General features: G+C 62.9%; 21 protein-coding genes. 10 read left to right on the forward strand and 11 right to left on the reverse strand.

Features of this window, described 5'->3' with window-relative positions:
- Window positions 1-469 precede the first annotated feature (469 nt).
- Together AXW84_RS17025 and rlmB are read left to right on the forward strand one after the other, a co-directional pair.
- Window positions 470-1,744 (forward strand): GWxTD domain-containing protein, encoded by a 1,275-nt coding sequence (locus tag AXW84_RS17025; protein WP_068235938.1) that lies wholly within the window; start codon window positions 470-472, stop codon window positions 1,742-1,744.
- On the forward strand, window positions 1,690-2,766 hold the full coding sequence (rlmB, locus tag AXW84_RS17030; RefSeq protein ID WP_071891467.1) for a 23S rRNA (guanosine(2251)-2'-O)-methyltransferase RlmB: 1,077 nt from the start codon (window positions 1,690-1,692) through the stop codon (window positions 2,764-2,766). The genes AXW84_RS17025 and rlmB overlap by 55 nt, the downstream gene beginning before the upstream one ends.
- A 150-nt stretch (window positions 2,767-2,916) precedes the next feature.
- Here rlmB and AXW84_RS17035 read toward each other — a convergent pair whose 3' ends face one another.
- Both AXW84_RS17035 and AXW84_RS17040 read right to left on the reverse strand, forming a co-directional pair.
- Window positions 2,917-3,999, reverse strand: a complete 1,083-nt coding sequence (locus tag AXW84_RS17035) for a mannose-1-phosphate guanylyltransferase (RefSeq protein WP_068235941.1) — start codon at window positions 3,997-3,999, stop codon at window positions 2,917-2,919.
- Between the two features lie 45 nt (window positions 4,000-4,044).
- Entirely contained in the window at window positions 4,045-5,052 is a 1,008-nt protein-coding gene (locus tag AXW84_RS17040) for a KpsF/GutQ family sugar-phosphate isomerase (RefSeq protein WP_068235943.1), read from the reverse strand.
- A gap of 359 nt (window positions 5,053-5,411) precedes the next feature.
- Here AXW84_RS17040 and recQ point away from each other — a divergent pair, with 359 nt between their 5' ends.
- The gene (gene recQ, locus AXW84_RS17045) at window positions 5,412-7,619 is read left to right on the forward strand and encodes a DNA helicase RecQ (protein ID WP_068235946.1); all 2,208 of its coding nucleotides are present in this window, start codon (window positions 5,412-5,414) and stop codon (window positions 7,617-7,619) included.
- A gap of 145 nt (window positions 7,620-7,764) precedes the next feature.
- Window positions 7,765-8,187, forward strand: a complete 423-nt coding sequence (locus AXW84_RS17050) for an EamA family transporter (protein ID WP_236943154.1) — start codon at window positions 7,765-7,767, stop codon at window positions 8,185-8,187.
- Between the two features lie 132 nt (window positions 8,188-8,319).
- Here AXW84_RS17050 and AXW84_RS17055 read toward each other — a convergent pair whose 3' ends face one another.
- Window positions 8,320-8,742: a BrxA/BrxB family bacilliredoxin gene (locus AXW84_RS17055; RefSeq protein ID WP_068235956.1), complete on the reverse strand. Its 423-nt coding sequence runs from the start codon at window positions 8,740-8,742 to the stop codon at window positions 8,320-8,322.
- Between the two features lie 268 nt (window positions 8,743-9,010).
- Here AXW84_RS17055 and AXW84_RS17060 point away from each other — a divergent pair, with 268 nt between their 5' ends.
- Entirely contained in the window at window positions 9,011-12,748 is a 3,738-nt protein-coding gene (locus tag AXW84_RS17060; RefSeq protein WP_068235958.1) for a PKD domain-containing protein, read from the forward strand.
- Window positions 12,749-12,859: 111 nt separating this feature from the next.
- Here AXW84_RS17060 and AXW84_RS17065 read toward each other — a convergent pair whose 3' ends face one another.
- Window positions 12,860-13,705 (reverse strand): hypothetical protein, encoded by an 846-nt coding sequence (locus AXW84_RS17065; RefSeq protein WP_157887089.1) that lies wholly within the window; start codon window positions 13,703-13,705, stop codon window positions 12,860-12,862.
- A 1,061-nt stretch (window positions 13,706-14,766) separates the two neighbouring features.
- Here AXW84_RS17065 and AXW84_RS17070 point away from each other — a divergent pair.
- The 5 genes from AXW84_RS17070 to AXW84_RS17090 all read left to right on the forward strand — a co-directional run bounded on the left by AXW84_RS17070 (window position 14,767) and on the right by AXW84_RS17090 (window position 19,421).
- The gene (locus AXW84_RS17070; protein ID WP_068235964.1) at window positions 14,767-14,976 is read left to right on the forward strand and encodes a hypothetical protein; all 210 of its coding nucleotides are present in this window, start codon (window positions 14,767-14,769) and stop codon (window positions 14,974-14,976) included.
- Between the two features lie 355 nt (window positions 14,977-15,331).
- The gene (locus tag AXW84_RS17075) at window positions 15,332-16,849 is read left to right on the forward strand and encodes an ABC transporter substrate-binding protein (protein WP_071891470.1); all 1,518 of its coding nucleotides are present in this window, start codon (window positions 15,332-15,334) and stop codon (window positions 16,847-16,849) included.
- A gap of 47 nt (window positions 16,850-16,896) precedes the next feature.
- The gene (locus AXW84_RS17080; RefSeq protein ID WP_068235968.1) at window positions 16,897-17,892 is read left to right on the forward strand and encodes an ABC transporter permease subunit; all 996 of its coding nucleotides are present in this window, start codon (window positions 16,897-16,899) and stop codon (window positions 17,890-17,892) included.
- Window positions 17,889-18,866 (forward strand): ABC transporter permease subunit, encoded by a 978-nt coding sequence (locus AXW84_RS17085; protein ID WP_082773956.1) that lies wholly within the window; start codon window positions 17,889-17,891, stop codon window positions 18,864-18,866. The genes AXW84_RS17080 and AXW84_RS17085 overlap by 4 nt, the downstream gene beginning before the upstream one ends.
- Before the next feature lie 294 nt (window positions 18,867-19,160).
- Window positions 19,161-19,421, forward strand: coding sequence for a hypothetical protein (locus AXW84_RS17090; protein ID WP_162268273.1), 261 nt, complete (start codon window positions 19,161-19,163; stop codon window positions 19,419-19,421).
- Window positions 19,422-19,573: 152 nt separating this feature from the next.
- Here the strand turns inward: AXW84_RS17090 and AXW84_RS17095 are convergent, their stop codons facing one another.
- From AXW84_RS17095 to AXW84_RS17125, 7 genes are all read right to left on the reverse strand, one after another.
- Window positions 19,574-20,470 (reverse strand): SDR family oxidoreductase, encoded by an 897-nt coding sequence (locus AXW84_RS17095; RefSeq protein ID WP_068235975.1) that lies wholly within the window; start codon window positions 20,468-20,470, stop codon window positions 19,574-19,576.
- A gap of 69 nt (window positions 20,471-20,539) precedes the next feature.
- Entirely contained in the window at window positions 20,540-21,190 is a 651-nt protein-coding gene (locus AXW84_RS17100) for a peptidylprolyl isomerase (RefSeq protein ID WP_068235977.1), read from the reverse strand.
- A gap of 60 nt (window positions 21,191-21,250) precedes the next feature.
- A complete protein-coding gene (hemC, locus tag AXW84_RS17105) occupies window positions 21,251-22,180 on the reverse strand; it encodes a hydroxymethylbilane synthase (RefSeq protein WP_068235978.1) in 930 nt (309 codons plus the stop codon).
- Between the two features lie 48 nt (window positions 22,181-22,228).
- Window positions 22,229-23,368, reverse strand: coding sequence for a DNA polymerase III subunit (locus AXW84_RS17110; protein WP_068235983.1), 1,140 nt, complete (start codon window positions 23,366-23,368; stop codon window positions 22,229-22,231).
- Window positions 23,369-23,480: 112 nt separating this feature from the next.
- Entirely contained in the window at window positions 23,481-23,882 is a 402-nt protein-coding gene (locus tag AXW84_RS17115; protein WP_068235986.1) for a GxxExxY protein, read from the reverse strand.
- An 81-nt stretch (window positions 23,883-23,963) separates the two neighbouring features.
- Entirely contained in the window at window positions 23,964-25,169 is a 1,206-nt protein-coding gene (locus AXW84_RS17120) for a GlmU family protein (RefSeq protein ID WP_068235988.1), read from the reverse strand.
- Between the two features lie 167 nt (window positions 25,170-25,336).
- Window positions 25,337-25,606 (reverse strand): type B 50S ribosomal protein L31, encoded by a 270-nt coding sequence (locus AXW84_RS17125; protein ID WP_068235991.1) that lies wholly within the window; start codon window positions 25,604-25,606, stop codon window positions 25,337-25,339.
- Window positions 25,607-25,668: the final 62 nt, after the last annotated feature.

Genomic DNA, 25,668 nt, shown 5'->3' on the forward strand with positions numbered 1-25,668 from the left:
GCGCCGCAGCCCCGCAAAGCAACAACCGCTTCCAGCTAAATGCGTGAAGCAACCGCTTCTACAAGCCGCTGCCGGAACGCAAACGCCCGCCCTATCGCCGCAGTACAACTCGATTCAGGCGGGAGCATACTTTTCGTAAATCCTGTTCGTTCTGAGGATTAATGAATTTTAGACAGGGTGCTGGCAACCAACAAAAAGCTAGCCTGCCTAACCGGGCTCCATAATTTGGTGCAGCGTACAACGCGTTCGGCCGTCGCAGTGCTGCGAATGCATTCCTAAGCGCAACATTATAGCAACAGGGCAGTGCATGGCCCGGCGCACATTGGAGCATCCCTAAAACGCCTCGTTTCGAATAATATTGGCCACGGCACCCTAAAAAATGCGCAAGGCAGCCGTGGCCTGCAGGGGCCGCGGCCGCCCTCAGCAGCCTTTTGCATATGTTTGGGCCTTCAACTACGTACACCCTGGCATGAACCGTTTTCTCTCCTGGGCACTGGCGCTGGCCGCCCCTTGCTTGGCCATCCTGCCCTTGGCCGCCGGGGCCCAGGCCCTGCCCCGCCCCGATTTTGCGGGCCTCTACCGCGACGTGCCGCGCGTGATGCTGGACGTGCGCCGCGAGGCCGACAGCCTCCGCCTGTACGTGCGCCTGCCCGCCGGCACGGCCGTGGGCCAGCTGCGCGTGGCGGCCTGGGCCAATTACGAGGCCCCCGCCCCGCAGTGGCAGGACAGCATTCCGCGGGCCCGGCAGCACCGGCGGCCCGACGCCACGAGCGGCACCCGCGCCAGCTTCTGCGTGGCGGCGGCGCGGGTGCCGGAGGGCAGCGTGCTGCAAGTGCAGGTGGGCCCCGCGGGCCTGGCCGTGGCCCCACAAAATGCCGCCACCACCGCCTGGCTCCCCCTCACGGCCGAGCGCCTGGCCCGCCCATTCATCGTTACCGACTCGGTGGGGCTGCCGCTGCTACGCGGCTACGTGCGGGCCGGCGAGACGTTTCGGGTGGATAACTACGGGCTAATCCAGCCCCTGCGGCTGCGGCGCTACGCCGTGCCGCCCACCCCCGCCCTGCCCCCCATGACGAACCCTGCCACCGTGGTGGGGCCCCCATCTACCCTGCCCCTGCTCGACTCGGCCGCGGCCCGCACTGGCCAACTGCTGCGCTGCGACGACCCCAGCCTGCTGGCCCTGCGCGTGGGCGGCCTGGGGGGCCAGGCCCCGCGCACCCTGGCCCTGCTGGTGGTGAACGGCGACTACCCCAACCTGCGCACCGCCAAGCAGCTCGTCGAGCCCCTACGCTACCTCACCAGCACCGCCGAGCACCAGCGCCTGGCCACCGCCGCCGACCCCAAGCGCGCCGTGGACGGCTTCTGGCTGAACGCTTCCCACGACAACCAGCCGCTGGGCAAAACCATGATCCGCAACTATTACGGCCGCGTGGCAGCCGCCAACCGCCTCTTCGCCGCCCACAAGGCCGGCTTCCTCACCGACCGCGGCTTGCTGTACGTGGTGCTGGGGGCCCCGCAGGGGGTGCGCCGCCTGGCCAATGGCGAAGAAGAGTGGTCGTACGCCAAAGTGGGCAACGCCGGGGCCCTCACCTTCAGCTTCCGGCCCCGGCCGAGTACCTTTGCGCCTGATAATTACGAATTAGTGCGCCGCCCCGAGTACGAAAAACCTTGGTTCGGCGCCGTGGAGCAATGGAGAAACGCACAGACCGCCCCGAGCGCCCCGACCGACCCCAGCGGCCGGTAACTGGCCGCCGCTTTTACGACGAGCAGAACCGGCCCGTCACGCCCAAGCAATTCCGCCCCGACCGCGACGCGGCCGACGGCTTTGCCGAAGAAGCGCCCGCCCGCCCCCGCGGCCGCGGGGGCAGCGACAATCAGCCCGACCAGCCCGACCGCGGCAGCGCCCACCGCAACGGCGCCAGCCGCCCCCCTTACCGCCAGGACCGCCCCGAGCGCACGGAGCGTTCCGAGCGCGGCGACGACCGCCCCCGCTACGAGAACCGGGCCCCGCAGCAAGACCGCAGCATCGACATGCTGTTTGGCCTGCGCCCCATTTTAGAGGCGCTGAACGCGGGCCGCACGCTGGAAAAAATCTTCCTGCTGCGCGGCACCAAAAACAGCCTCGTGGGCGACATTTCGACGCTGGCCCGCGCGGCCGGCATCCAGGTGCAGCAGGTGCCAGTGGAGAAGCTCGACGGCCTGACTCGCAAAAACCACCAGGGCGCGGTGGCTTTCGTGTCGCCCATCGACTACGCCCCGCTCGACAACCTGCTCAGCGGCTTGTTTGAGGAAGGCAAGGTGCCGTTTCTGCTGCTGCTCGACCGCATCACCGACGTGCGCAACTTCGGCGCCATTGCCCGCACCGCCGAGTGCCTGGGCGTGCAGGCGCTGGTGGTGCCCAGCCACGGCGCCGCCCAAATCAACGGCGACGCCCTCAAAACGTCCGCCGGGGCCCTCAACTTGCTGCCCGTGTGCCGCGAGGCCAACTTGCAGGAAACCATCCGCTTCCTCCAGCAATCGGGCGTGACGGTGGTGGCCTGTACCGAAAAAGCCACCGAAGCCGTGGGCGCCGCCGAAGTCGACTTTTCGGGCCCCGTGGCCGTGCTCATGGGCTCGGAAGAAGACGGCATCGCCCCCGAGCTCCTCCGCCTGGCCGACGTGCGCCTGAAAGTGCCCATGGCCGGCCAAATCCAGTCGTTGAACGTGAGCGTGGCCGCCGGCATTATGCTGTTTGAAGTGGCCCGCCAGCGCGTAACTGCGGAGTAAAAATCCATGCGCGGGTGCTGGGTTCACCGGTAAACCCGCAACAAAAAAGCCCGCTAGTTAGCGGGCTTTTTTGTTGATTCGTCTGGCACCCCACTCTTTTGGAGAGGGGCCAGCTCCACTGAGGTCTCGTGAAGTTCCTCGGGGCCCTAATTAGTTGTAGCCCCCGCCCTTCTTGGCTTTCACGTCGGCCACGAACTCTTTCACGCGCTGCTCTTCGCTGCGCTTGCAGATGAGCAGCACGTTGTCGTACTCGGCGATGATGTAGTCTTCGAGGCCCTGCACCACCACGAGGCGCTCGGAGGGGGTTTTGATGACGCAGCCGGTGGTGTCGTACAGCATCACGTCGCCGTTCACCATGTTGCCGTTTTCGTCCTGCTGGCCGATGCGGTGCAGCGAGTCCCAGGTGCCCACATCGCTCCAGCCGAAGTCGGCGGGCAGCACGTACACGTTGTCGGCCTTCTCCATGATGCCGTAGTCGATGCTAATGTTGGCACAGCGCGCGTAGGCCTCGCTGATGAAGGCTTCTTCCTGCGGCGTGCCCAGGGCCCCAGCGCCTTCCTCAAATACCTCGGCCATGTCGCTCAGGTACTGGCCGAAGGCGTTCAGAATGGCATCGGCGCGCCACACAAACAGGCCCGAATTCCAGAGAAAGTCGCCGCTGTCGACGAACATCTTGGCCAACTCCAGATTGGGCTTCTCGGTGAAGGTTTTCACTTTGTGCAGCTGGCCGCCGGGCAGGCTCTGGGTGTCCATGTACTGGATGTAGCCGTAGCCGGTGTCGGGCCGCGAGGGGTGGATGCCCAGCGTCACGAGCACGTCGTGGTGGCGGGCGGCGTCCACAGCCAGCGCCATCACGCGCTGAAACTCCGCTTCGTTCGACACCGCGTGGTCGGCAGGCGTCACGATGATAATGGCTTGGGGGTCGCGCTGGGCGATGCGGTAGCTGGCGTAGGCAATGCAGGGGGCCGTATTCCGCCCGATGGGCTCGCCCAGAATCTGGTCAACCGGCATTTGGGGCAAGTGCTGCTGCACCAGCTGCACGTAGTCGCGGTTGGTCACCACGAACACGTTTTCGGCCGGACAGAGGCCGGCAAAACGGTCCACCGTCACTTGCAGCATGGAGCGGCCGGTGCCCAGCACGTCGTGAAACTGTTTGGGGTAGTTGGTGCGGCTAAAGGGCCAAAACCGGCTGCCAATGCCGCCAGCCATCACAACGAGGTAAGTCGAATTCATAGGTGTAAAAACATATTGATATTGATGGGGCAAGTTAAGAGCCGTTTACACAAGTCCCTCCCGCAGCAAGTCGTGCAGATGAATAAAGCCGGCGAACTGCCCACTTTCCAAGACAACGAGTTGCGTGATATTGCGGGCCTGCATCCGCGCCAGGGCCTCGGCGGCAAACTCGTCGATGCCGATGGTGGCCGGCGCGGGGGTGAGGATGTCGCGGGCGCGCACCGTTTCCAGGTCGGCCAGGTGGCCGCCCAGCATGCGCCGCAAGTCGCCGTCGGTGATGATGCCGGCCAGCCCCCCCTCATTGTCGAGCACGGCGGTAGCCCCCAGGCGCTTGCCCGATATTTCGAGCAGCACTTCCCGCAGCGGCGCGTCGAGGCCCACGCGTGGGCGCTGGTTTTGGCGGCTAAGGTCGCCCACGGTGAGGTAAAGCTTTTTGCCAAGCGTACCGCCGGGGTGCAGCCGGGCAAAGTCCTGGGCCGAAAATTGGCGGCTTTCGAGCAGGCACACGGCCAGGGCGTCGCCCAAAGCCAGGGCGGCGGTGGTGCTGGTGGTGGGGGCCAGGTCGTGGGGGCAGGCCTCACGAGCCACCGGGGCGTGCAGCACGTAGTCGGCCTGCTGGGCCAGGTAGGAGTCGGCGTTGCTCACGAGGGCCGCCAGCGGCACGCCCTTGCGGCGCAGCAGCGGCACGAGCACCTTGATTTCGGGCGTGTCGCCGCTTTTGCTGATGGCCACCACAAAATCCTGGGCTTGGATCATGCCCAAGTCGCCGTGGATGGCGTCGGCGGCGTGCATGAACAGCGCCGGTGTGCCCGTGCCGTTGAGCGTAGCCACCATTTTGCCGGCAATGTGGGCGCTTTTGCCCACGCCCGTTACCACCACCCGCCCCGACAGGCCGAGGATGGCCGCCACGCAACGAGCGAAATCGGGGGTGGCGGCCACGGCCTCGGCCACATCGTAAAGGGCCGCGGCTTCTTCGTGCAGCACATGGCGGGCCACGGCCAGCACGTCAACGGGGGCGGGGGCTACGGGAGTGGTGGGGTGGAGCGTGGACATGGCGGGCAGGGCGAAACTACCGCAAAGGTGGGGACGAATGCCCGGTGCCTTCAACCAGCGGGGCCCCGGGGCCCAACCAGCCGTCGGCAAGCAATGAGTGAATTACCTACCAGGCAATTCCCCGGTTGAGTAGCCTACCGCTGCTCATCCTGCGCGCTATTTAGCTAAGCCGGGGCCCCAATGGCCTGGTTAGGGGCCCAGCAAAGTAGCCTCCAAAGGCCTGCACGACACGATAGCGCAGCACAAATTTTTTCCGCAAAATTACGGGAATGTGTACAAAAAAGGGGCTTTAAAAGCGCTAGTGCTTATCTTCGTTATCAGCCGCCGCACATATATTACTCACCTGCCCCAACTGCACCATGCCTGCACAAACCCTCGCCGAAGCCCCAGAACGGGTGGCGACTCTTAAGCACACCCTGAAAGAAGTATTCGGCTACGGCCAGTTTCGGGGCACCCAGGAGGCGGTGATTCACAACGTGCTGAGCGGCAGCAACACGTTCGTCATCATGCCCACGGGGGCGGGCAAAAGCCTGTGCTACCAGCTGCCGGCCCTGGTGGTGCCCGGCACGGCCATCGTCATCTCGCCGCTTATCGCGCTGATGAAGAACCAGGTAGACCAACTGGGGGCCTTCGGCGTGAACGCCCAGGTGTACAACTCGACGCTCACCAAAACCGAGATGACGCGGGTGCGCAAAGACGTAATGAACGGCGACGTGCGCCTGCTCTACGTGGCCCCCGAAAGCCTTACCAAGGACGATACCATCGCCTTTTTGCAGAAAACGGCCATCTCGTTCGTGGCCATCGACGAGGCCCACTGCATCTCAGAATGGGGCCACGACTTCCGGCCTGAGTACCGCAAGATTCGCGGCATTATTGACAACCTGGGCGGCAACATTCCCATCATTGCCCTCACGGCCACGGCCACGCCCAAGGTGCAGCTCGACATCCAGAAGAACCTACAGATGGACGATGCGAGTGTGTTCAAAACCTCGTTCAACCGCACCAACCTGTATTACGAGGTCCGGGCCAAGCACAACACCAAGAAGCAGCTGATCCAATACGTGAAGCAGCACAAAGGCAAGGCGGGCATCATTTACTGCCTGTCGCGCAAGAAAGTGGAAGAAATTGCGGAGCTGTTGCGCGTCAACGACGTGCGTGCCCGCCCCTACCACGCCGGCCTCGACCCGCACACGCGCATGAGCAACCAGGACGCGTTTCTGAACGAGGACTGCGACGTGATTGTGGCCACCATTGCCTTCGGTATGGGCATCGACAAGCCCGACGTGCGCTTCGTGATTCACTACGACGCGCCCAAGAGCATTGAGGGCTACTACCAGGAAACCGGCCGCGGCGGCCGCGACGGCCTGGAGGGCAACTGCCTGATGTTCTACAGCTACGACGACATCCTCAAGCTCGAAAAATTCAGCAAGGACAAGCCCGTGACCGAGCGCGACAACGCGCACCAGCTGCTGGCCGAAATGACCAACTACGCCGAAAGCGCGGTGTGCCGCCGGCGGCAGCTGCTGCATTACTTCGGCGAAACGCTGGAGCAAGACTGTGGCTTTTGCGACAACTGCAAGCACCCCAAGGAGCGGTTTGAGGGCCGCGAGGCCGCGGGCTTGGCCCTGCGTGCGGTGGTACAAACGGAAGCTCGCTTCAACTTGAACCATGTGGGGCAGGTGCTGCTGGGCCTCAGCAACCCGCACATCGAGAGCTACGCCCACAACGCCCTGCCGGTGTACGGCCAAGGCAAGGCCTTGGGCGACGCCCTATTCTGGCACTCGGTGCTGCGCCAGTGCCTGCTCAACGGTTTCATGGAGAAGGACATCGACAGCATCGGGCTGGTGCGGATGACGGAAAAGGGCATGGATTTTATCGAAAATCCGCAGTCCATCACCCTCACCAAGGACCACAACTTTGAGGCCGAGCAGAAGGCCGACGAGGACAAGGAAGAGGAGCAGCACGCCGCCGGCCACGACGAAGCCTTGTTCGTGCAGCTCAAGGAGTTGCGCAAGCAAGTAGCCAAGCAGAAGAACCTGCCGCCCTACGTGCTTTTCCAGGACCCCAGCCTGAAGGAGATGGCCACCACCTACCCCACCAGCCTCGCCGACCTGACGCACGTGGCGGGCGTGGGCCAGGGCAAGGCCCAGAAGTTTGGGGCCCCGTTTGTGGCGGCCATCAAGAAGTACGTGGAGGACAACGACATCGAAACGGCGTCGGACGTGGTGATTAAGTCGGCGGTGAACCGCTCAAAAATCAAAATCTACGTCATCCAGCAAATCGACAAGAAGACGATGCTCGAGGACATTGCCTCGTCAAAAGGCATCAGCATGGTCGAGCTGATGGAGGAAATCGAGCACATCTGCTACGCCGGCACGCGCCTCAACATCGACTACTACCTGGAGGAAATGGTGGACGAGGACAAGCAGGACGAGATTTACGACTACTTCATGACGGCCAGCACCGACAACATTGCCGTGGCCCTGAAGGAGCTGGGCGCCGACGACTACACCGAAGAAGAAATTCGGCTTGTGCGCGTCAAGTTCCTGAGCGAGGTGGCCAATTAGGGGCCCACGTTGCGGCACTGGTTATGAGCATCCATTCTTTTCAGCGAAAAAGGGCCCCTGGGGCCCTTTTTTTGTGCCGCTTGGCAGCCTCGCCGCGCACCGTTGCAACTGCAACGGGAAGCAACGCGTTGGGGAAACCATGTGGATGGTTTTTTCTTTGCTGGCAGCGCTGACGACGGCGATTGTGGTGACGCTGTCGAAGGCAGGCATCAAAAACGTGCCCTCGGCGCTGGCGTTTGCCATTCAATCGGTACTGATTATTGTGGTGGCGTGGAGCGCGGTGGCGTGGCAGGGCCTATGGCCGGAAGTTGCGCGCATCGAGCGTAAAACTTGGCTGATTCTGCTGGCGGCCGGCGTGCTCACGGGCGTGTCGTCGCTGCTCTCGTTCCGGGCCCTGTCGCTGGGCGATGCCTCGCGGGTATCGCCGCTCACGAGTGTAGCCTTGGTATTTTCGGTGACGCTAGCGGCCGTCTTCTTGAAAGAGAAGCTGAACTGGCAGGTAGTGGCCGGCGCCGCCCTGATGGCCGGCGGCGCCGTCGTCATCGCCCTATCGGAGCCGAGCAAGTAGCGGCTCAGGTATCCCCGCCCAAGGTGCATTAGTTTCGAGTAGCAGGGCCACCATGTCTAAACAGTAAAACCACGATAAAAAAAGCCACTCCGGTTGGGGAGTGGCTTTCAACGCATTGAGCTCCGTGGGGCCCTAGCAGTATTCTTCGAAGGCGCCCTGCAAGTTGTTGACGATGCGGGTGAGGTCGTTGCCTTCGATGTGGTAGCGCTCGATCATGTGCACCAGCTCGCCGTCTTTGAACAGGCCGATGCAGGGCGACGAGGGCGGGTAAGGCAGCAGGTGCTCGCGCATTTTGGCCACGGCTTCGGTCTCCATGCCCGCAAACACGGTCACGAGCTTGCCGGGCTTTTTATCGGCGCTGGCGAGGGCCATTTTGAGGGCGGGGCGGGCCTTGGCAGCGGCGCAGCCGCACACCGAGTTCACGGCCACCAGTACGGTGCCTTCGGTGGCGGCCAAGCTGGCGTCCACGTCGGCGGGGGTCATGAGCTGCTCAAAGCCAACATCCGTCAGGTCTTGGCGAATGGGGGCCACCATGTATTCGGGGTAAACTGCCATAGTAGTAAAAATAAAAAATGCGGGGTGACGACAGAAAAATTCGGCCGCCGGCGGCATAGACAAAGATACGCACGGCGGGCCGGGTGCTAAAGCCACCGGCCAGGCAAAAGGTTCGGCCTGGGGCCCTTGGTCGATTCATAGGCACGGCCGGTCGGCGGAACTAGGGGCCCGGGGTTATGCTTAGTACTTTGCCTGCGCGCAACGGCCGGGGCCACCCGCGCCCGCAGTCGCTTCTATACGCTAATCCTTCCTTCATCTCACTCGCTGCATGAACCTTAACTCTATTGGTTATTTCGGGCGCGCGGCGCTGCTGGGGGCCCTCACGTGGGTTGCCACGGGCACCGCCGGGGCCCAAACCAGGCCGGGGCCCGACGGCCCCCTCCGGCCGCGCCCCACGGCCCACGCCACGCAAAAGGCACCGCCAACCGCCGTGTACCAGCGCGCCGACCCCAACTCGCGCATTAGCCCCGAGCTGCAGCAGGTGTACCAGCAGGGCACGGCGGCCAGCCGCGGTGGGGCCCCGGTTAATTTGAAAACGGCCCACCCGCAGCTGCGCTTAAGCAAAGACGCCACGGCGGTGCTGGTGCACATCACGGCGCGCGACGTAGCGGCGCTGCTGCCCGCGCTGCAGGCGCGGGGCTTTGTAGTGGTGGCCAACCGGCCCGATTTACACTTCGTGGACGGCATGCTGCCGCTGGCCCAGCTGGCCCCCGGGGCCCCGGGCCTGGAGGCGCTGGCGGCTCAGGGCCTGCTGGGCGTGCTGCCCGTGTGGCGGCCCATTGCCCAAACCGGCCGCGTGACCACCCAGGCCGATTACGTGCTGGAAGCGGCCCGCACCCGGGCCACGCTCTCCAAGAACCTGACCGGTGCGGGCGTGCGCGTGGGCATCCTCAGCGACTCGTACAACTCTCTGAAGGGCGCGGCCAACGACGTGGCTTCGAACGATTTGCCGGCCGCTGGCGTGCAGGTGCTCAGCGACTTGGGCGACGGCGAGGGCACCGACGAGGGCCGGGCTATGGCCCAGCTCGTGTACGACCTGGCCCCCGGGGCCCCGCTGGCGTTCAGCACAGCGTACAACTCGGAGGCCGACTTTGCCCAGCACATCCTCGACCTGGCCGATCCGGCCAAGGGCAATTGCAAGGTCATCGTCGACGACATTGCCTACTTTGCCGAGCCTTACTTCCAGGACGGCGTGGTGGCCCAGGCCGTGACGCAGGTGGTGAGCCAGCGCGGGGCAACCTACTTTTCATCGGCTGGCAACAACGGCGACCAGAGCTACGAGAACGCCGCCCCGGCCTTCGTGGTGGGGGCCCGCAGCCTGGCCCGGCTCAATTTCGACAACACCGGTGGCACCGACGTGGCCCAGCGCTTTTCGGTGGCCAACGGGGCCGACATGACGGTGGCCTTGCAGTGGAGCGACCCGTTTTACACCACCGCGGGGGTCAGAACCGACCTTGACGCCTACATCCTCTCGTCGCGCGGCGACACGGTGGATGCGTCGAACACCAGCAACCTGCGCTCGCAGGTGCCCTTAGAAATCACGGGCTTTACCAACGACACGTCCAAAACTCACACCACCCTGTTTGACCTGGTGATTGTGCGCCGCACCGGCACCGCCAACCCCGCGCGCATCAAGTACATTGCCCTGAGCGACGGCCAGCCCACCGAGTGGCTCACCAACAGCGGCACCGTGGTGGGGCACGCCGCCGCTGCGGCTGCTTCCGCGGTGGCCGCCGTGGCATATTTCGATTCTAAAAACCCCGAGTCGTACACGGCGAAGGGCAGCCCCACTATCCTGTTCAACCCCGACGGCACGGCCCTGGGGGCCCCCGTGACGCGCCCCAAGCCCGACATTGCCTCGGTGGACGGCGGCAATACCACGTTTTTTGGTGGCCAAGACGCCGAGGGCGATGGCTTGCCCAACTTCTTCGGCACATCGGCGGCGGCTCCTGCGGCGGCAGCGGTGGCGGCCTTGCTGTTGCAGTCGGAGCCGGCCCTCACCCCGGCCCAGGTGAACGCCCGCCTGGCGGCTACCGCCCGGCCCGTGGGCCCCACGGCCGGTTTCAACACCCTCACCGGCGCCGGGCTGATTGATGCCTTCACGGCCATCTACGGCCCGCCCGTGGCCATCACGCCGCCGGCCGTGGAAGACCTGGAGAAGCGCGCCTTGCCCATAAGCTGGACGGTGAATAGCACCAAGGCCGGCCGCGTGCAGGTGGCCACCGGCACCGGCGCCGCTTCGGGCACCAGCTACCTAGTGATGGACGCAGCATTTTCTGCCTCAACGGCCTACGCCGGCCTGAACGAGGCCGTGTGGTACGCCAAAAACACGCCCGGCCAGGATTTGCTCCTCACCTTCCGCCAGCGCAAGTTTGCCGCCGAAACCGATAATGCCCTGCCCACCCAGTTCACGGGTTCAAGCAACGGCGACGGCGTGGCGCTGAGCGTGGACGGCGGCACCACCTGGTACCGGGTAGTGAACCTGACGGGCGTTAATTCCACCACTACCTATCAAACCCAAAGCGTGAACCTGACCCAGTTTGCGGCGGCCAACAACCTCGCGCTGGGCGCCGACGTGCGGGTGAAGTTCCAGCAGTACGGCCAGGGCCCCGCCACGGCGGCCACAGCCAGCAGCCGCCGCGGCATGGCCTTCGACGACATTGCCCTGACGGCGGCGGCCGCCGCGCCGGTACCGCTGTACACCTCCACCCAGCCCACTGTGGGCTGCCCGGGCCTGGTGGTGGCCTTCCGCGATTCGTCGCTGTTCAAGCCCACCAGCTGGGCCTGGACGTTTAGCGGCGGCACGCCCGCCGCTTCTACCGACCGCAACCCCACCGTGACCTACAACACGCCCGGCCGCTTCGCCGTGACGCTGGCCGCTACCAATGCCAACGGCACCGCCACCCGCGTCGACACCGGTTACGTGGTGGTGTACGGTAGGGCCCCGCAGGCCACGGCCGCCGCTAACCGCACCCGCATTTGCCCCGGCGGCACAGTGAGCTTCACCAGTCAAACGGACTTCTGCCCGGGTACCTACGCCTGGTCGTTTCCCGGCGGCTCGCCGGCTACGGCCAATACCGCCGGCGCCACGGTTTCGTACGCCACGGCGGGCACCTACACGGCCAGTCTCACCGTCTCCAACGGCTTCGGCAGCACCACGTCCACCGCTAGCATTGAGGTGACAGCTGGCCGCGCCCTGCCCTTCGCCGAAACCTTCGACACTTCGACCAGCCTGCCCGCGGGCTGGGCCATTGAGAATCCCGACGGCCTCTTCACCTGGGTGCTCGTCGACGGCATCATCGGCCGCGCCGGTACCAGCACCCGGGCCGCCCGGGCCCCGTTTGCGCCCGATGCCGCCGTGGGCCAGCGCGACGTGTTGCAAACCCCACCCCTCAACCTGAGCGCCGCCCAGCCCACGCTGCGGTTCGACCTGGCCTACGCGCCCCTCACAAGCGCCGCCACCAGTCCCGATTCGTTGATTGTGCAAGTGATGGATGCTTGCACCCTAGCCGTGCTGGGCCGCCCTTACGCGAAGGGGGCCACCGGCACGCTGGGCACCACCGGGGCCCAAAAAACCTATTTTGTGCCTTCCGCCGGTACCCAGTGGCGGCAAGAGTTGGTTGACTTGACGCCCTACATCGGCAAGAGCGTGCTGCTGCGTTTCGTGGGCTACAACGGCTACGGCAACTACCTCTACGTCGACAACGTGAACGTCGGCAGCCAGTTGCTGTCCCTCACCAGCGCCGCCGCCGCCACGGGCCTCGAAGCCTGGCCCAATCCCACGGCGGCCGGCACGGCCCTGCACGTACGCCTGCCTGCCCAAAGTGGCGGCGGTCAGCTCCGCCTGATTGACGACCTAGGCCGCACCGTGTGGCAAGCCCAGCTGACGGCGGCCAGCGCCGCCACCGAGCAGTTGCTGACCACACCCTTGGCCCCAGGCCTCTACAGCGTAGTTTTTAGCCCCCTGAACGGGGTGGCCGCCGCGCGGCGCGTGCTGGTGCAATAAGCATCCCTGCATGATAAACAGCCCCGCGGGGCCCGGGGCCCCACCCCGGGCCCCGCGTTTTTTTGGCGGCGAGCTCCGGGCCCCTGGCCAGCGTTGGCCAGGGGCCCCACGCTACTTGGCCTCGGCCACGCTCGGCGCACTGGGCATAGGAGGCCCGGTCCTCAACTCCTGCAAGGCCAGTTGCCAGAGGGTTTCGTAGGGAATGATTTCCACCTCCGCAAAGGCCTCGCCGGGCGGCGGGGCGTCTTCTAGCTGCTTCAGCAGCGTGGCGGCCTGCCGAGCGCTGCGCACGGGGTCAAACTCCTGCTCCACAATCAGTAATAATAACCGCAGGAACAGCCGGGTGCGCAGGTTAGCAGCCTCGCGCAGGTGGCGCTGCTGGTACTTGCGCAGGCGGTCGGCGCGCAGCAGCACGGCGTCGAGGTCGCGCTGGCGCAGGAAGTACAGCACCTGCATCACTAAAATAGCCACATTGTGGCCCCGCTTGTCGCGGCTATACTCGGGAATGGTGAGGGCCCACTGCTCCATTTGTTGCCGCCGCACCGGCGTAGGCCGGGCGGGGGGCTGCACAAAGTCGACGTAGGCCCGAAACAGCTCCCAGCGCTGCTGCGCCGCCGCCCGCTGCTTGCCGAAGCTGGCGTTGCCGGTGGCCGTTTGCAGCACTTGCCGCGCCTGCACGTAATCGCCGGCGTGCAGCGCCAGCAACAAGAAGTGTTCCTGAAAATAAAACCAGTTGCCCGACGACGGATGAAAATCCTTGTCGTACACCACTGCCAGCTTCAAGCCGTTTTCGGCTTGCCGGCTCAGCAAGTGCGCATACACGCTCATGAAGTGGTTGAACCGCACATCAAATCGGCGCGGGTTTAGCTTACCCGCCTTGAGCTGCCGTGCCGCCTCCGCCGTGATTTTAATGATTTCAGCATAATTGCCCGTCAACTCTTGCTGAAGTAACCGCATTTGATACAAGTAGTTACCCGTATCGACTGACTTTGCTTTGTGGTGTAACTCAGCTAGTCTCGTTAAGTACGTCGGCATCATCGGCAACAAAACCCTTCGCGTTTTTACCGTCCCAGCACCAGCCAACCGGGCGTCATTATATATAGTATCCGCTTCTTCTTCACAAGCACGTATTTTCTGCAATTCAGTAAGCACTTTATTTATGATGCGGTACCGAGGTCGCTGTTGCTGCTGAGTATACAAAACCCGTAATAATTCCGCAGCCTGAATAGCGTAACGGGTAAATCCGTCCCGTTGCGCCAACTCTAAACATCTATTTAACAATCTTATAGCTAATAAAGACTCACTCTCATTATACAGTATGAGCGCCTTATGAAATAATGCAACGCACTCCAATTCATGACGCTTAGAAACTAGATGACGCTGATCAGAATAATCAAGAAAATAAAGATGATTTAACATTTTAGCCATCACGCGCGAATGCAATTTTCGGAATGATGCCTCAGTATTAGCTGTGCCTTTACCGTAAAGTGTCCGTACTAACTGGGTACGGGTTGACTCTTGTCCTTCAGCCAAAACCGCCACCAATTTATTCTCCTTCATTTTTTCGCCTGCATCAAAGTCTAGCAGCGGTAGCAAAGACAATTTTCGAGATGTTATTATTTGTGCTAAAGTTCTCGATTCTTTCATAACACACTGTGGTTTGTCACAAGGGCTATTTAGCCCTCATTTAGCAAATATCTTTAAATAATCTTATTTTACAGACATGGTTAAAGTACGTCCGCTTGCATAGCAAGCACATTCTTATATTATGAAAGTATTTTAGCAAGATATTCATACTTGAGATGTCACAATTAGAGCTATTTTTACAAATACGTATTGTTTTATTTTAATAATTAATAGTGAAATATTAACTATTTTACGAATTTTTATATAATAAATTATGTTTTGTATAAAAATAATCATAGTCACTATTTAAACAAGAGTGTCCTTTTGTATAGCTCATCGGTGGCCCAATTTTGTGCCGCACAAACGCTAACAACAATATAAAGGTCGCTCCCATGTTTGAACTCATCGCCTACGCCTTGTTCCAAATTTTCAGCATCACCGGTACTCCCGCTCAAGATGCTACTTCATCTGCTGGCGGCAGCAGCGGCTGGGGCGGTGGCATTGTGGCCAACGGCGGCAGCAGCGGCTGGGGCGGTGGCATCGTGGCCAACGGCGGCAGCAGCGGCTGGGGCGGTGGCATCGTCGCTCCTACCAATAAATAAATAATTCAAACAGAAAGCACTAAGTAGTTACCCTGCCAGGCAGAACACTACTTCTTCGCTTGACCAAGGTGGCGGGATAGAACAGGATGGCTAACTTAGCCCCGTTCTATCCCGCCATCGTTTTATGAAGTTACCGTTACTCGCTGGCTTGTGCACCGGATTGCTAATGGCCTGTTCGGGCCCAAGGGCAACTGTGGCCGATAGTGTGCGCATTCGGTGGGCTACCGATCCGGAGACACTTGACCCGTTGAGGCAGCCGAACCAATCGAGTGCCGAAGCGGAGAACCTACTTCACCTGAGCCTATTGCAAGTTGATTATGCCAAATCATCCTATAGCCCTGGTTTAGCAGATTCCTTGCCCAGAATTAAGTTGGTGGGCGATTCGCTTATGCTGCTCACGTACTGCCTGCGCGGGGCCGCCACCTGGGACAACGGCCAGCCGGTCCTCGCCAGCGACGTCGCGTTTACCCTCAAGCTGATGCAGGCCCCGGGTATGCCCAACGAAAATATTCGAACCCAATTTAATTTTATCCAAGAGCTGCGGGCCGATCCCCACAACGCGCGGCGGTTTACGCTGGTGTGTCGGGGACAGGCGTCGGACTTTGCGCAAACCTCCGGCGATTTTTTCATTTTGCCGGAAGCCGCGTTGGACGCTCGCGGCACATTGCGCCGCTACCGCTTGGCCGATTTGATCAACCGCCCTGCCAATGCAGACCCGGATACTGCGCTGGAGGCTATGGCCCGGCGGTATACCGCCGCCGCCCCGGGTCAGCACCCCGAACGGCTGCCCGGTTGCGGGCCCTACCGCTTGGTAAGTTGGGAAAAAGACCACCTCTTGCGTTTCCAGCGCAAGCCGCAATGGTGGGCCGACCAGCTAAAATCTCCCCCTCTGGTGTTACAAGCGCGCCCTGCGCAAATCGACTTTTTGGTTATTCCTAACAGCGCCAGCGCAGTCCTGGCGCTGCGCCGGGGCGATGTGGACTTATACCCGGGTATTCCTGCCCGCGATTTCAATCGGCTGCGTCAGTCAGCAAAGGCCCAGCAAACGCTGGCTTTTTACAGCACGCTGTCGCACAACGTAGTCACGGCCGGTTTTAACACCCGGCGGCCGGCCCTGGCCGACCGCCTAACGCGGCAGGCCCTGGCCTTGCTTTTCGACGTGTCAGCTTTGTTGGCCGCTACACAACAGGGCCTGGGGCAGCGCACCGTCGGCATTATTTCGCCTAATACGGGCCGCAATTATGCCGACAGCTTACCCTTGCTCTCGTTTGCCCCAAACCGGGCCGCAACGCTGCTACAGCAGGCTGGCTGGCGGCAAAAAGCAACGGATCCCGCCGCTCGCTGGACGCGCCAGGGCCCCCGCGGCGAGGTGCAGCAACTAGCGCTACAGGTGCGGTACCGGGCGGAAGAAACTACATTTGAAACCATTGGGCTGCAATTTCGGGCGGCTGCGGCCCGGATTGGCATTGTTGTAGAGCTGCGCCCCACAGAGGCAGGTTTGCTTAGGCCCGCACTGCAAAAGGGCGATTTTGACTTGTATATCGAGCCAATCAGGGGCAACCCTTACGTATTCAATTTTATCCCCATTCTGCATTCAGAGGCGGTGGGCGAAGGTAATCTGACGGGCTTTGGCACCCCAGTCAGCGACCGCCTCGTGGAGGCCGTTGCGGTGGCGCAGTCGCCGGCCACCAGGGCCCAGTTGCTGCGGAAGTTGCAAGTACTGTTGCGCGAGGAAATGCCGATGGTCCCGCTCTTCTTTCAATACAACCGCCTGGCGGCAAACCGCCGGCTGCGCAACCTTTGCCCCAGCAGCATCCGGCCGGGCTACGCAGCTGCGGCCATGACCTGGGGCCCCCAGGCCGTACTTCAGTAGGCGTGGGGCAGGTTTTTTTTCAACGCGCGGGCCAAGCCATCCTTGCCATGTGGGCGTTGGCTTCGCTCGTGTTTCTGCTGAGCCGCTGGGCCCCGCTCCCCGATGAAAGCCTGGGGCTTGCCGCCGCCACCGAGCTAGGCAGTGGAGCACCTGCCAGTGCCCAGGCGCGCGATTTGGCCCGCCAAGCGGCCCGCCAGCGGCTGGGGTTGGCCGAACCCCTGTTCTACTTTTCGCGCCGCCCCCCCGCACCCGATGGGGGCCCGGCGCCCTGGCAGTGGAACGGCCGCCACAACCAGTACCACCGCTGGTTAGGGGCCCTGCTCCGGGGCGATTGGGGCACCTCGTTTCGCGATGGCCGGCCTGTGGTCGCGCGTTTGGGCGCGGCGCTGGCGTACACCCTTCCCCTGACTGGTGCAGCCGCGGCCTTGTCTTTGTGGCTGGCCCTTGCTTTGGCGTTGGCCCTGGCCCGCCGGCCGTGGTGGCGGCGACCCGCGCTGGCCTTCTTGGCAGGCATGCAGGCCTTGCCCCTGTTTGTGCTGGCCACGGGCTTCCTGCTGGGCCTAGCCAACCCCGACGCGCTGGACTGGTTCCCTACTTACACGCAAACCGCTGGGGCAGAAGGTGGCTTCTCGTGGGGCCCCTATTTGGTGTTGCCACTGGTCTGTTTGGTGCTGAGTGCCTCGCCCGAACTCGCCCTGCAACTGACCGCCTCCCTCGCGCACGAGCTGGGCAATGGCTACGCCGTCACGGCCCGGGCCAAAGGCTTGGCGGCCCAGCAAGTGTTGCGGCAGCACGCGTTGCGCAACGCCTTGGTGCCCCTCTTGCCGTTGGTGGCCGACTTGCTGCCCGCCCTGGTAGCAGGCGCTGTGGTGGTCGAAGTGGTATTTTCATTGCCTGGCATGGGCCGCTTGCTGGCCGAGGCCGCCGCTACCCGCGACTACCCTGTGCTGGTGGGCGGCGTGTTGCTGGTGGGAGCCGCTCGCTTGCTTTCCCTGGTGCTAGCCGACGCCGGGGCCCGCTGGCTTGACCCGCGCGTGGCATGAGGCGCGCCCCTGGTTATGCCCTGGCGCGTGGTGGGCGCGCGGTGGCACTCGGCTGGCTGGTGCTGCTGGGGGCCCTAGCCCTGGTGGCCCCCGTGCTGCCGCTGCCATACCCGCCCGCCCAGCCTGATCTTGTATACCTTAGTCTACCGCCGTTTACTGCGGGTAGCGCTCACTGGCTGGGCACCGACCCGATGGGCCGCGACGTGCTGGCCGAGTTGGTGTTCGGAGCCCGCACGGCGCTGGGCCTGAGCGTAACGGCGGCCGCACTGGCCAGCGCCTTGGGGGCCCTGCTGGGCGGGGCCGCCGGCTTTTGGCGCAACCGCCTGCGCTTGCCCCTGATCAGCGGCGCCGGCTTACTGGGGCTGCTCTGGTGGGCCTTGGCGCTGCCCGGGGCCGGGGCCGGACTGGTGGTGGCAGCCGCGGGGCTGGCCGGCAGCGGGTGGGGCCCGGCCCGCCGGGGGCCCCGGCTGCCGGTGCCGCTCGATGCAGGGGTGCTGGGGGCCACGGCGCTGCTGGGGGCCGTGCCGCGGTTGGTGCTAGTAGTGGTACTGGCCGGCAGCGTGGCGCTTTCGCCGGCTGGCTTGCTCGGGGTGCTGGTGCTCACGTCGTGGGCCGGGCCGGCGCGACTTGTGCGGGCCGAAATGTTGCGCGTCAAAGCTCAACCCTTTGTTGCCGCTACCTGGGCCCTGGGCCTGCCGCCGGGGCGTGTGTGGTGGCGGCACGCGTTGCCGGCCGCGTGCCGGCCGCTGCGCACGGCCTTTCCGCTTAGCTTGGCGGGCTTGTTGGGACTGGAAAGCACGCTCTCTTTTTTGGGCATTGGCTTGCCGCCCGAGGTGCCCAGCTGGGGCCAGCTGCTCAGCACCGCCCGCCTCGAACCTACAGCTTGGTGGCTGGTAGCAGGGCCAGGCGGGCTTTTGCTGCTCACCATGCTTGCCCTTCAGGCCTTGAGTGCCCCTTCAGTGCCAGGCAAATAAATAATGTGGGGCTTTGCTAATGTCACACCAGAACGCTTTTTCGCAAGCGAGGGGTTAGGCGCCTTGGTACTAAATGGGTATTTTACCGCTATTAATTGCGTATTTATTGAATAACAGGGGCCATTACAATATTTAAAGCCATCCTTTATTTCAGTATTTTCTGATTTTTTTAACAGTCATTTTTGCAACGGGTGATGTCACAATTACCAGCAAAGTGTCTTAGGGTGGGGGTTAGTAGGGTCGGTAATATTGTATACTCTTAGCGAATATCCATTCTCTTACGTGTCCCTGCTGATGTATCCGACTACTACCATGGCGTCTATTTTCGATCTGTACCAGTCCACGCCCACGCCCACGCCCTGGGTGCGGCCATACGCAAACACCCGCCGCGCCGCTGCGCCGGCCCCCGATTTTTTGACCCCCGACGGCCACCTCATTCCGCGCGCCATTGGTGAGGCCGCCCTGCGCGATTCCAAGGCCATCCTCATTGGCGACTTGCTGGTGCTGGGCACTCCCGACGCAGGCTTCAGCGTGGGCAACCGTAGCAGCTGGTAGACCCACTGTTGTGGCCGGGCCCCGCTGAGAACAGCCGCAGCTCGCCGCTTGCTTTTATTTGCTATTAAGTTTCTTATCCTAATTATCCCACGCGAAACGGCCTGCCCCTCCCCGGGCGGGCCGTTTGCGTAAATAGAATCCCCGCCGGGGCCCTACTGGGCCGCTACTAGGGAAATGCCCTCCTCGAAGGTGCGGGGACGATAGCCCAATTCGCGCTGCGCCTTGCCGATGAGCAGGCCGGTGCGGGCTGGCCGCCGGGCCGGCTGCGAAAACGTGCGGGCGTCGACCCGCTCAATCAGGTTTTTGTCGAGGGCGAAGTAATCGGCCACGCGCAAGGCCATGGCGTGGGGCGTCAGCAGCTCGTTGCCGCAGATGTTGTAGATGCCCGCCGCGCTGTGCTGCGCCAGCAGCCAGCAACCCACGGCCAGGTCTTCGGCCAGCGTAGGCGTGCGCCACTGGTCGTCGACCACCTTAATAACCTTGCCGGCGCGCAGCGAATCGCGCACCCACAGCACGATGTTGGTGCGGCCGCCGCCGCGCAATACCCCGTACACGAGTACGGTGCGGGCAATGGCCCAGTGCAGGCCCGCCGTGCCCTGTACTGCTTGCTCGGCGGCCAGCTTGCTGGCGCCGTAGTGGCTGATGGGCGCGGGCACGGCGTCTTCGGCCAGGGGCCCCGCGCTGCCATCAAAAATAAAATCGGTGCTGAGGTGCGTGAGGTGAATGCCCAGGGCCGCGCAGGCGGCGGCGAGGTGCGCCGTAGCCACTACGTTCTGCTGCCAGCAAGTGGCCTGGTTCAGCTCGCACTCGTCCACGTTGGTCATGGCCGCGGTGTGGATGACGTGGGTGGGCTGCTCCTGGGCCAGCACGCGCTGCACTTGGCTGGCGTCCGTCACATCGAGGGCTACGAAGCGTAGGGTGGGATACCACTCGGCCAGCCGGTTGGGGCCCCGGCCAGTGGCCACCAGCACCACGCCCGGCTGCGCGTGCAGCAGCGCCACCAGCTTTTGGCCCAGCAGGCCGTTGGCACCGGTTATGAGGATTTTCATCGTTTTATCAATGCGCCGTTTCAGTGCGGCGTTCGTGGCTTGCCACGCCGTGGCCGGCGTTCAGCAGCTCTATTGGTAGGTATAGCCGTAGAGTTTAGTGATTTTTTTCTTTCGCAGGTGCTCCACTTTCATCGTCATGGGCACGTTGGTGAGGGGCCGGTCGCGGTTGTCCTTGGGTACCTTGGCAATTTTGTCGACCACGTCGAGGCCCTGGATGACTTGGCCGAACACCGTGTATTGGCCATCGAGGCGGTGGGTACCGGCGTGGTTTTCGACCAGGTAAAACTGCGAATAGCTGCTGGGCGTGCCGGCGGGGCCGCCCGTGCGGGCAGCGGCTACGGCACCATAAACGTGCGGGTGGCCGGGGCCCAACTCGGCGGGCACGGTGGGGTCGCCGGGGTGGCCCTGGCCGTCGTTGGCGGGGTCGTCGTCCTTCGAGTTGGCATCACCGCCCTGAATCATGAAGCCGTCGATGACGCGGTGAAACGTGGTGCCATTGTAGAAGCCTTTGCGGGCTTTTTGCAGGAAATTGGCCCGGTGCAGCGGCGTGTCCTGGAACAGCAGCAGCCGGATGGTGCCTTCAGGCGTGGTGATGGTCACCACGTCATCTTTACCGCCCTTGCGAGGGCCCTTGGCCAACGGCGCGGCGGCTTGTGCAGCTGGAGCCAGCAGCAGCAGCGCCGCCAGCCACCACCCGGCCCGAGAGAAAAAGAAAGTCATAAACTAGTCAATAAGCCATTTAACGCCGCGGCGCTCGCGAAAGTATGCCTCCCGGGGCCCTCAGCCGCGGTGCTCGCGGATGCTGGCCAGGATTTCTCGGCCGCCGCGGCCCAGCACCGAATCGGCTACGGACGTGCCCAAAAGGTAGGCATCGGCCGCGGGGGCGATTTGGATGTCGTCCACGTATTCTTCGCCGCTCAGGCTGATGATACCGGCGTGCAAACGCAAGGCCCCCGCTGGATCAAATGTGGCCAGGGCGAACGAAGGAATGCTGCACCCGCCCTCCATGGTGTGCAAAAAAGCGCGCTCGGCCCGCAGGCAGGCGTGAGTGGCGGGGTGGTCGAGGGCGGCTTGGATTTGGCTTTTCAGTTCCGCGTCCAGTCCCCGGGCGCACTCCACGGCGATGCTGCCCTGGCCGGTGGCGGGTACAAACCGGGTTTCGGGCAGCGTATGGCGCACCAGGTGCTCGTAGCCCATGCGGTGCACGCCGGCGTAGGCCAGCACCAGGCCGTCGAACTGGCCTTCTTCGAGCTTGCGCAGGCGGGTTTGGAGGTTGCCGCGGGCCTCGGCCGTGGTGGCTTCGGGGTAGAAGCGGCGCAGCTGGGCCTTGCGGCGGGTGCTGCTGGTGCCCAGCACAATACCCGGCTTGTCAAGCGCAAAATGCTCATTAAAGCTCAGCACTACGTCGTTGACCTTCTCCCGCTCCAGAAAGGCCAGTAGCTCCAAATCGTCGGGGATGCGGCTTTGCACGTCCTTGGCCGAATGCACGGCCAAGTGGGTTTCGCCGCGGCGCAAGCTTTCTTCCAGTTCTTCGGTGAACACGCCTTTGGCCCCGATTTTGGCCAGCGAGCGGTCCAGCACTTGGTCGCCAATGGTGGTCATGGGCACAATTTCGGACGGCAGGCCGGCCTGGTCGAGCAAGTAGGCCACGCGCTCGGCCTGCCAAAGGGCCAGGCGGCTGCTGCGGGTGGCAAGGCGAATGGGGTTCATCTAGTCAGTTAACAATTAACAGTGAGCAGTCAACAGCGTTTGGGGGCCCTAAGCGGCGCGCAGCTGGCCGCCAAGCCGCAATGAGCTGTCGACGAACACCATGCGCGGGTTAGCGTTGCGCTCGATGTGGTAATGAGCGTCGGTCAGCTCCTTGGTCAGCGCATCGGCATTGCGCGGGGTCACAAATTTGGCGAAGCTGGCCACAAATTGCTGCTCTTCGGCCGGTAGGTGGGGCATCAGCCGCGGGTCGATGCCGAAGAGCAGCACCTTGCGCACCAGCACCAAGGCATAAGCCAGCAGTTCCTTCTGGTTTTCGCGGCCCTGCTTTTGGAACGTCTCGCTCTGCTTCAGAATCTCGGCGACCTTGGTGTTGTAGTTGAAGCACAGGCGCATCCAGTCGCGAAAAAACGCGAAGTAGTCGTGGTCGGCGCTCTGGTCTTTCGAGGCAATGGCGGCCCCCAGGCTGCCTTCGGCCAGCTGCGCCACCTGGCGGGCCTTGGCCTCGGGCACGTGGTAATGCGCGTGCAGGTAGTCAGCAATGTCGGCCTCGGCGAAGGGACGCACGGCCACCGGCTGCACGCGGCTGAGGATGGTGGGCAGCAGCCGCTCGGGCGCGTGGCTCACGAGCAGGAACACGGTGGCGGGCGGCGGCTCTTCCAGCAGCTTCAGCACGGCGTTGGCCGTGGCGGGGTGCATCAGTTCGGGCAGCCAGAGGATGACGATTTTAAACCGGGCCTCGAATGCTTTGAGGCTCACCAGCTTCAGCAGCTGCCCGGCTTCTTCTTTCGAGATGCTGCCCTGCTTATTCTCGGCCCCGATGTGCTGCATCCAGTCGTTGAAGCCCTGGTACGGGTTGTCGAGCACGAAGCTGCGCCAATCGGCCATGAACTTGCTGCTCAGCGCGTCCTTGGGCACGGCCTTGGTGGTGGTCACCGGCACGATGAAGTTGAGGTCGGGGTGCACCAGCTTGGCAATTTTGGTGCAGGCCGGGCAGTGGCCGCAGCTGTCGTCGGCGTCGGGGCCCCGCTCCTCGCAGTTCAGGTACTGGGCGTAGGCGAGGGCCAGGGCCAGCCCCGCGCCGCCCTCGCTGCTACGGAACAGCTGCGCGTGCGCCACGTGCTCCCGCTGCACCGATTGGCGCAGCAGCTGCTTGACGGCGAGCTGGTTGGGGATGTCGTTGAAATTCATCTGAACCACGGATTTATCGGATTGTTCGGATTCGTCGGATTTTGGGGACGATTGAGCAACGGGTTTCGGACACAGTGCGCTCATCTGGCGAGCTAGGGCTTGGCGGCAGATTTTATGCGTTCGAATAGGTGCGTGGCTGGCTTTTGATGAAGCGTTTAAAACGCAGGCTGCGCTCGCCGAAGTTGATGAGTAGGCCGACTTCGAGTTGGTACGCTTCCAGGTAATTGATGATTTGAGCGTAGTGCGTTGGCGTAAGCTCATGCAGCGCTTTTAGTTCGACCAGCACGGCCTCACCCACTAAAAAATCGGCGCGCCGCGCGCCCACATCCACGCCTTTGTAGAAGAGCGGCATATCCACTTCCCTCCCAAAAACCAGCCCAGCTTTTTCCATCTCCACGGCCAAGCTACGCTGGTAAATCACCTCCTGAAACCCGCTGCCTAGGGTCCGATGCACTTCCATCGCGCACCCAATAATGCTGCCCGTAAGCTGGTTGTGCAAATTATTCAGCAGCATAATATTTTTATTACGGTGCCCAAAGGCCCATTAATCGCCCCCATAATCCGACAAATCCGAGCAATCCGATAAATCCGTGGTTCAGATATTCTCCCACACCCGGTCCTCGGCCGTGGCTTTGAACACCGCTTCCATGATTCCGGCTTCTACCCCGTCGTAGGGCAGGCCCCGGCGGCTCATCACGCGCTCGGCTACTTCGGCCACTTTGGGCAGGCGGAAGGTTTCGAAGCCCGATGGGCCGCCCCAGCTGAAGCTGGGGATGAACTGCCGCGGGAAGCCGGCCCCGAAGATGTTGGCCCCCACGCCCACTACGGTGCCGGTGTTGAACATGGTGTTGATGCCGCACTTGCTGTGGTCGCCCATCATCAGGCCACAGAAGGTTTGGCCGGTGTTCACGAAGCGGTGGGCGGCGTGGCTCCACACCTTCACCGGGGCGTAGTTGTTCTTGAGGTTGCTGGTGTTGGTGTCGGCCCCCAGGTTGCACCACTGGCCGATGACGGAGTTGCCGAGGTAGCCCTCGTGACCTTTGTTACTGTAGCCCAGCAAGATGCTGTTGGCTACTTCGCCGCCCACCTTGCAGTAGGGCCCCACGGTGTTGTCGCCGCGCATTTTGGCGCCGGCGTTTATGTGCGACCCTTCGCCCAGCGCTAGGGGCCCCTTGAGGATGGCGCCCTCGTGCACCTGCGAATTTTTACCCAGGTAAATCGGCCCGTTCTCGGCGTTGAGGATGGCGGCGCGAATCGTCACGCCTTCCTCAATAAAAATGTTTTCCGGGGCGTACACGATGGTGTGCGCGTCGCCGACGGGCTGCGAGGTGCGGCCGCGGGTGAGCAGCGCGTAGTCGCGCCGAATCTCGGCGCCGTTGCGCAGGAACAGGTGCCAGGGCCGCGAAATCACCGTCACAGGCTCAGCCACCTGGCGGGCGTCGGACAGGCCGTCCTGCACCAGCTCGGCCACGAGGGTGGCATCGGCGAGGTGAGCGGCCACCAACACCTCGTCGCAGTATAGGGCTTGGCCGGGGCCTAGCGCTTGCACTTGCTTGATTAGCAAGTCGTCGGGGCACACCGCCCCGTTAATGACCAGCGCGGGGCCCTGCACGTCGCCGGCAGGGAACTTGGCCTGCAAGTATGGCTGGGTGAGGTAGCCTACCGCGGGGGCCCCCAAGCGGTGCTGCCACTTCTCGGCCAGCGTGAGGATGCCGCACCGTAGCGCCGCCACTGGCCGCGTAAAGGTGAACGGCAGCAGGTGCGGCCGGATGGCCGGGTCGTCGAATAACAGAACGTGCATTTTGATAAGCGGTTGGCTAACGACTGATGGCGGCTAGCTTCTTTTAGCAACTTCAAACTTACGCCGGGCGGCGGGGCCCAGGGCAAAAAAAAACTCCTTCCGGCGGTCCCGAAAGGAGTTCTTGAAAGCGAACGGCTGGTAGCGAGTGGCCAACAGCCTGACCGCGGCTATTCTTTGTTGGCGCTGCTCTGCTCTTTCTTGGCGTAGCGGCTGCGGAATTTTTCCACGCGGCCGGCCGTGTCGATGAACATGTTTTTGCCGGTGTAGAAGGGGTGCGAAGCGCTGCTTACTTCGATTTTCACTACCGGGTACGTTTTGCCGTCTTCCATCGTAATGGTTTCGGTCGGCTTCATCGTGGAGCGGGTGATGAACTTAAAATCCGAAGAGGTGTCCTGGAACACAACTTCCTGGTACTCGGGGTGCGTCTCTTTTTTCATGTAGGAAGCCGGTTTGACCGGGTGAACCCGGCCGATTTTGCGGAAGGGACTGCAAAAGTACG

The sequence above is a fragment of the Hymenobacter sp. PAMC 26628 genome, assembly GCF_001562275.1.
GTDB lineage: Bacteria > Bacteroidota > Bacteroidia > Cytophagales > Hymenobacteraceae > Hymenobacter.

Excerpts from the sequence above, each read along its gene's own strand:
- AXW84_RS17025 (WP_068235938.1), top strand. The coding sequence starts at position 470 with ATGAACCGTTTTCTCTCCTGGGCACTGGCGCTGGCCGCCCCTTGCTTG.
- rlmB (WP_071891467.1), top strand. The coding sequence starts at position 1,690 with ATGGAGAAACGCACAGACCGCCCCGAGCGCCCCGACCGACCCCAGCGG.
- AXW84_RS17035 (WP_068235941.1), bottom strand. The coding sequence starts at position 3,999 with ATGAATTCGACTTACCTCGTTGTGATGGCTGGCGGCATTGGCAGCCGG.
- AXW84_RS17040 (WP_068235943.1), bottom strand. The coding sequence starts at position 5,052 with ATGTCCACGCTCCACCCCACCACTCCCGTAGCCCCCGCCCCCGTTGAC.
- recQ (WP_068235946.1), top strand. The coding sequence starts at position 5,412 with ATGCCTGCACAAACCCTCGCCGAAGCCCCAGAACGGGTGGCGACTCTT.
- AXW84_RS17050 (WP_236943154.1), top strand. The coding sequence starts at position 7,765 with ATGGTTTTTTCTTTGCTGGCAGCGCTGACGACGGCGATTGTGGTGACG.
- AXW84_RS17055 (WP_068235956.1), bottom strand. The coding sequence starts at position 8,742 with ATGGCAGTTTACCCCGAATACATGGTGGCCCCCATTCGCCAAGACCTG.
- AXW84_RS17060 (WP_068235958.1), top strand. The coding sequence starts at position 9,011 with ATGAACCTTAACTCTATTGGTTATTTCGGGCGCGCGGCGCTGCTGGGG.
- AXW84_RS17065 (WP_157887089.1), bottom strand. The coding sequence starts at position 13,705 with ATGCGGTTACTTCAGCAAGAGTTGACGGGCAATTATGCTGAAATCATT.
- AXW84_RS17070 (WP_068235964.1), top strand. The coding sequence starts at position 14,767 with ATGTTTGAACTCATCGCCTACGCCTTGTTCCAAATTTTCAGCATCACC.
- AXW84_RS17080 (WP_068235968.1), top strand. The coding sequence starts at position 16,897 with ATGTGGGCGTTGGCTTCGCTCGTGTTTCTGCTGAGCCGCTGGGCCCCG.
- AXW84_RS17085 (WP_082773956.1), top strand. The coding sequence starts at position 17,889 with ATGAGGCGCGCCCCTGGTTATGCCCTGGCGCGTGGTGGGCGCGCGGTG.
- AXW84_RS17090 (WP_162268273.1), top strand. The coding sequence starts at position 19,161 with ATGTATCCGACTACTACCATGGCGTCTATTTTCGATCTGTACCAGTCC.
- AXW84_RS17095 (WP_068235975.1), bottom strand. The coding sequence starts at position 20,470 with ATGAAAATCCTCATAACCGGTGCCAACGGCCTGCTGGGCCAAAAGCTG.
- AXW84_RS17100 (WP_068235977.1), bottom strand. The coding sequence starts at position 21,190 with ATGACTTTCTTTTTCTCTCGGGCCGGGTGGTGGCTGGCGGCGCTGCTG.
- hemC (WP_068235978.1), bottom strand. The coding sequence starts at position 22,180 with ATGAACCCCATTCGCCTTGCCACCCGCAGCAGCCGCCTGGCCCTTTGG.
- AXW84_RS17110 (WP_068235983.1), bottom strand. The coding sequence starts at position 23,368 with ATGAATTTCAACGACATCCCCAACCAGCTCGCCGTCAAGCAGCTGCTG.
- AXW84_RS17115 (WP_068235986.1), bottom strand. The coding sequence starts at position 23,882 with ATGCTGCTGAATAATTTGCACAACCAGCTTACGGGCAGCATTATTGGG.
- AXW84_RS17120 (WP_068235988.1), bottom strand. The coding sequence starts at position 25,169 with ATGCACGTTCTGTTATTCGACGACCCGGCCATCCGGCCGCACCTGCTG.
- AXW84_RS17125 (WP_068235991.1), bottom strand. The coding sequence starts at position 25,606 with ATGAAAAAAGAGACGCACCCCGAGTACCAGGAAGTTGTGTTCCAGGAC.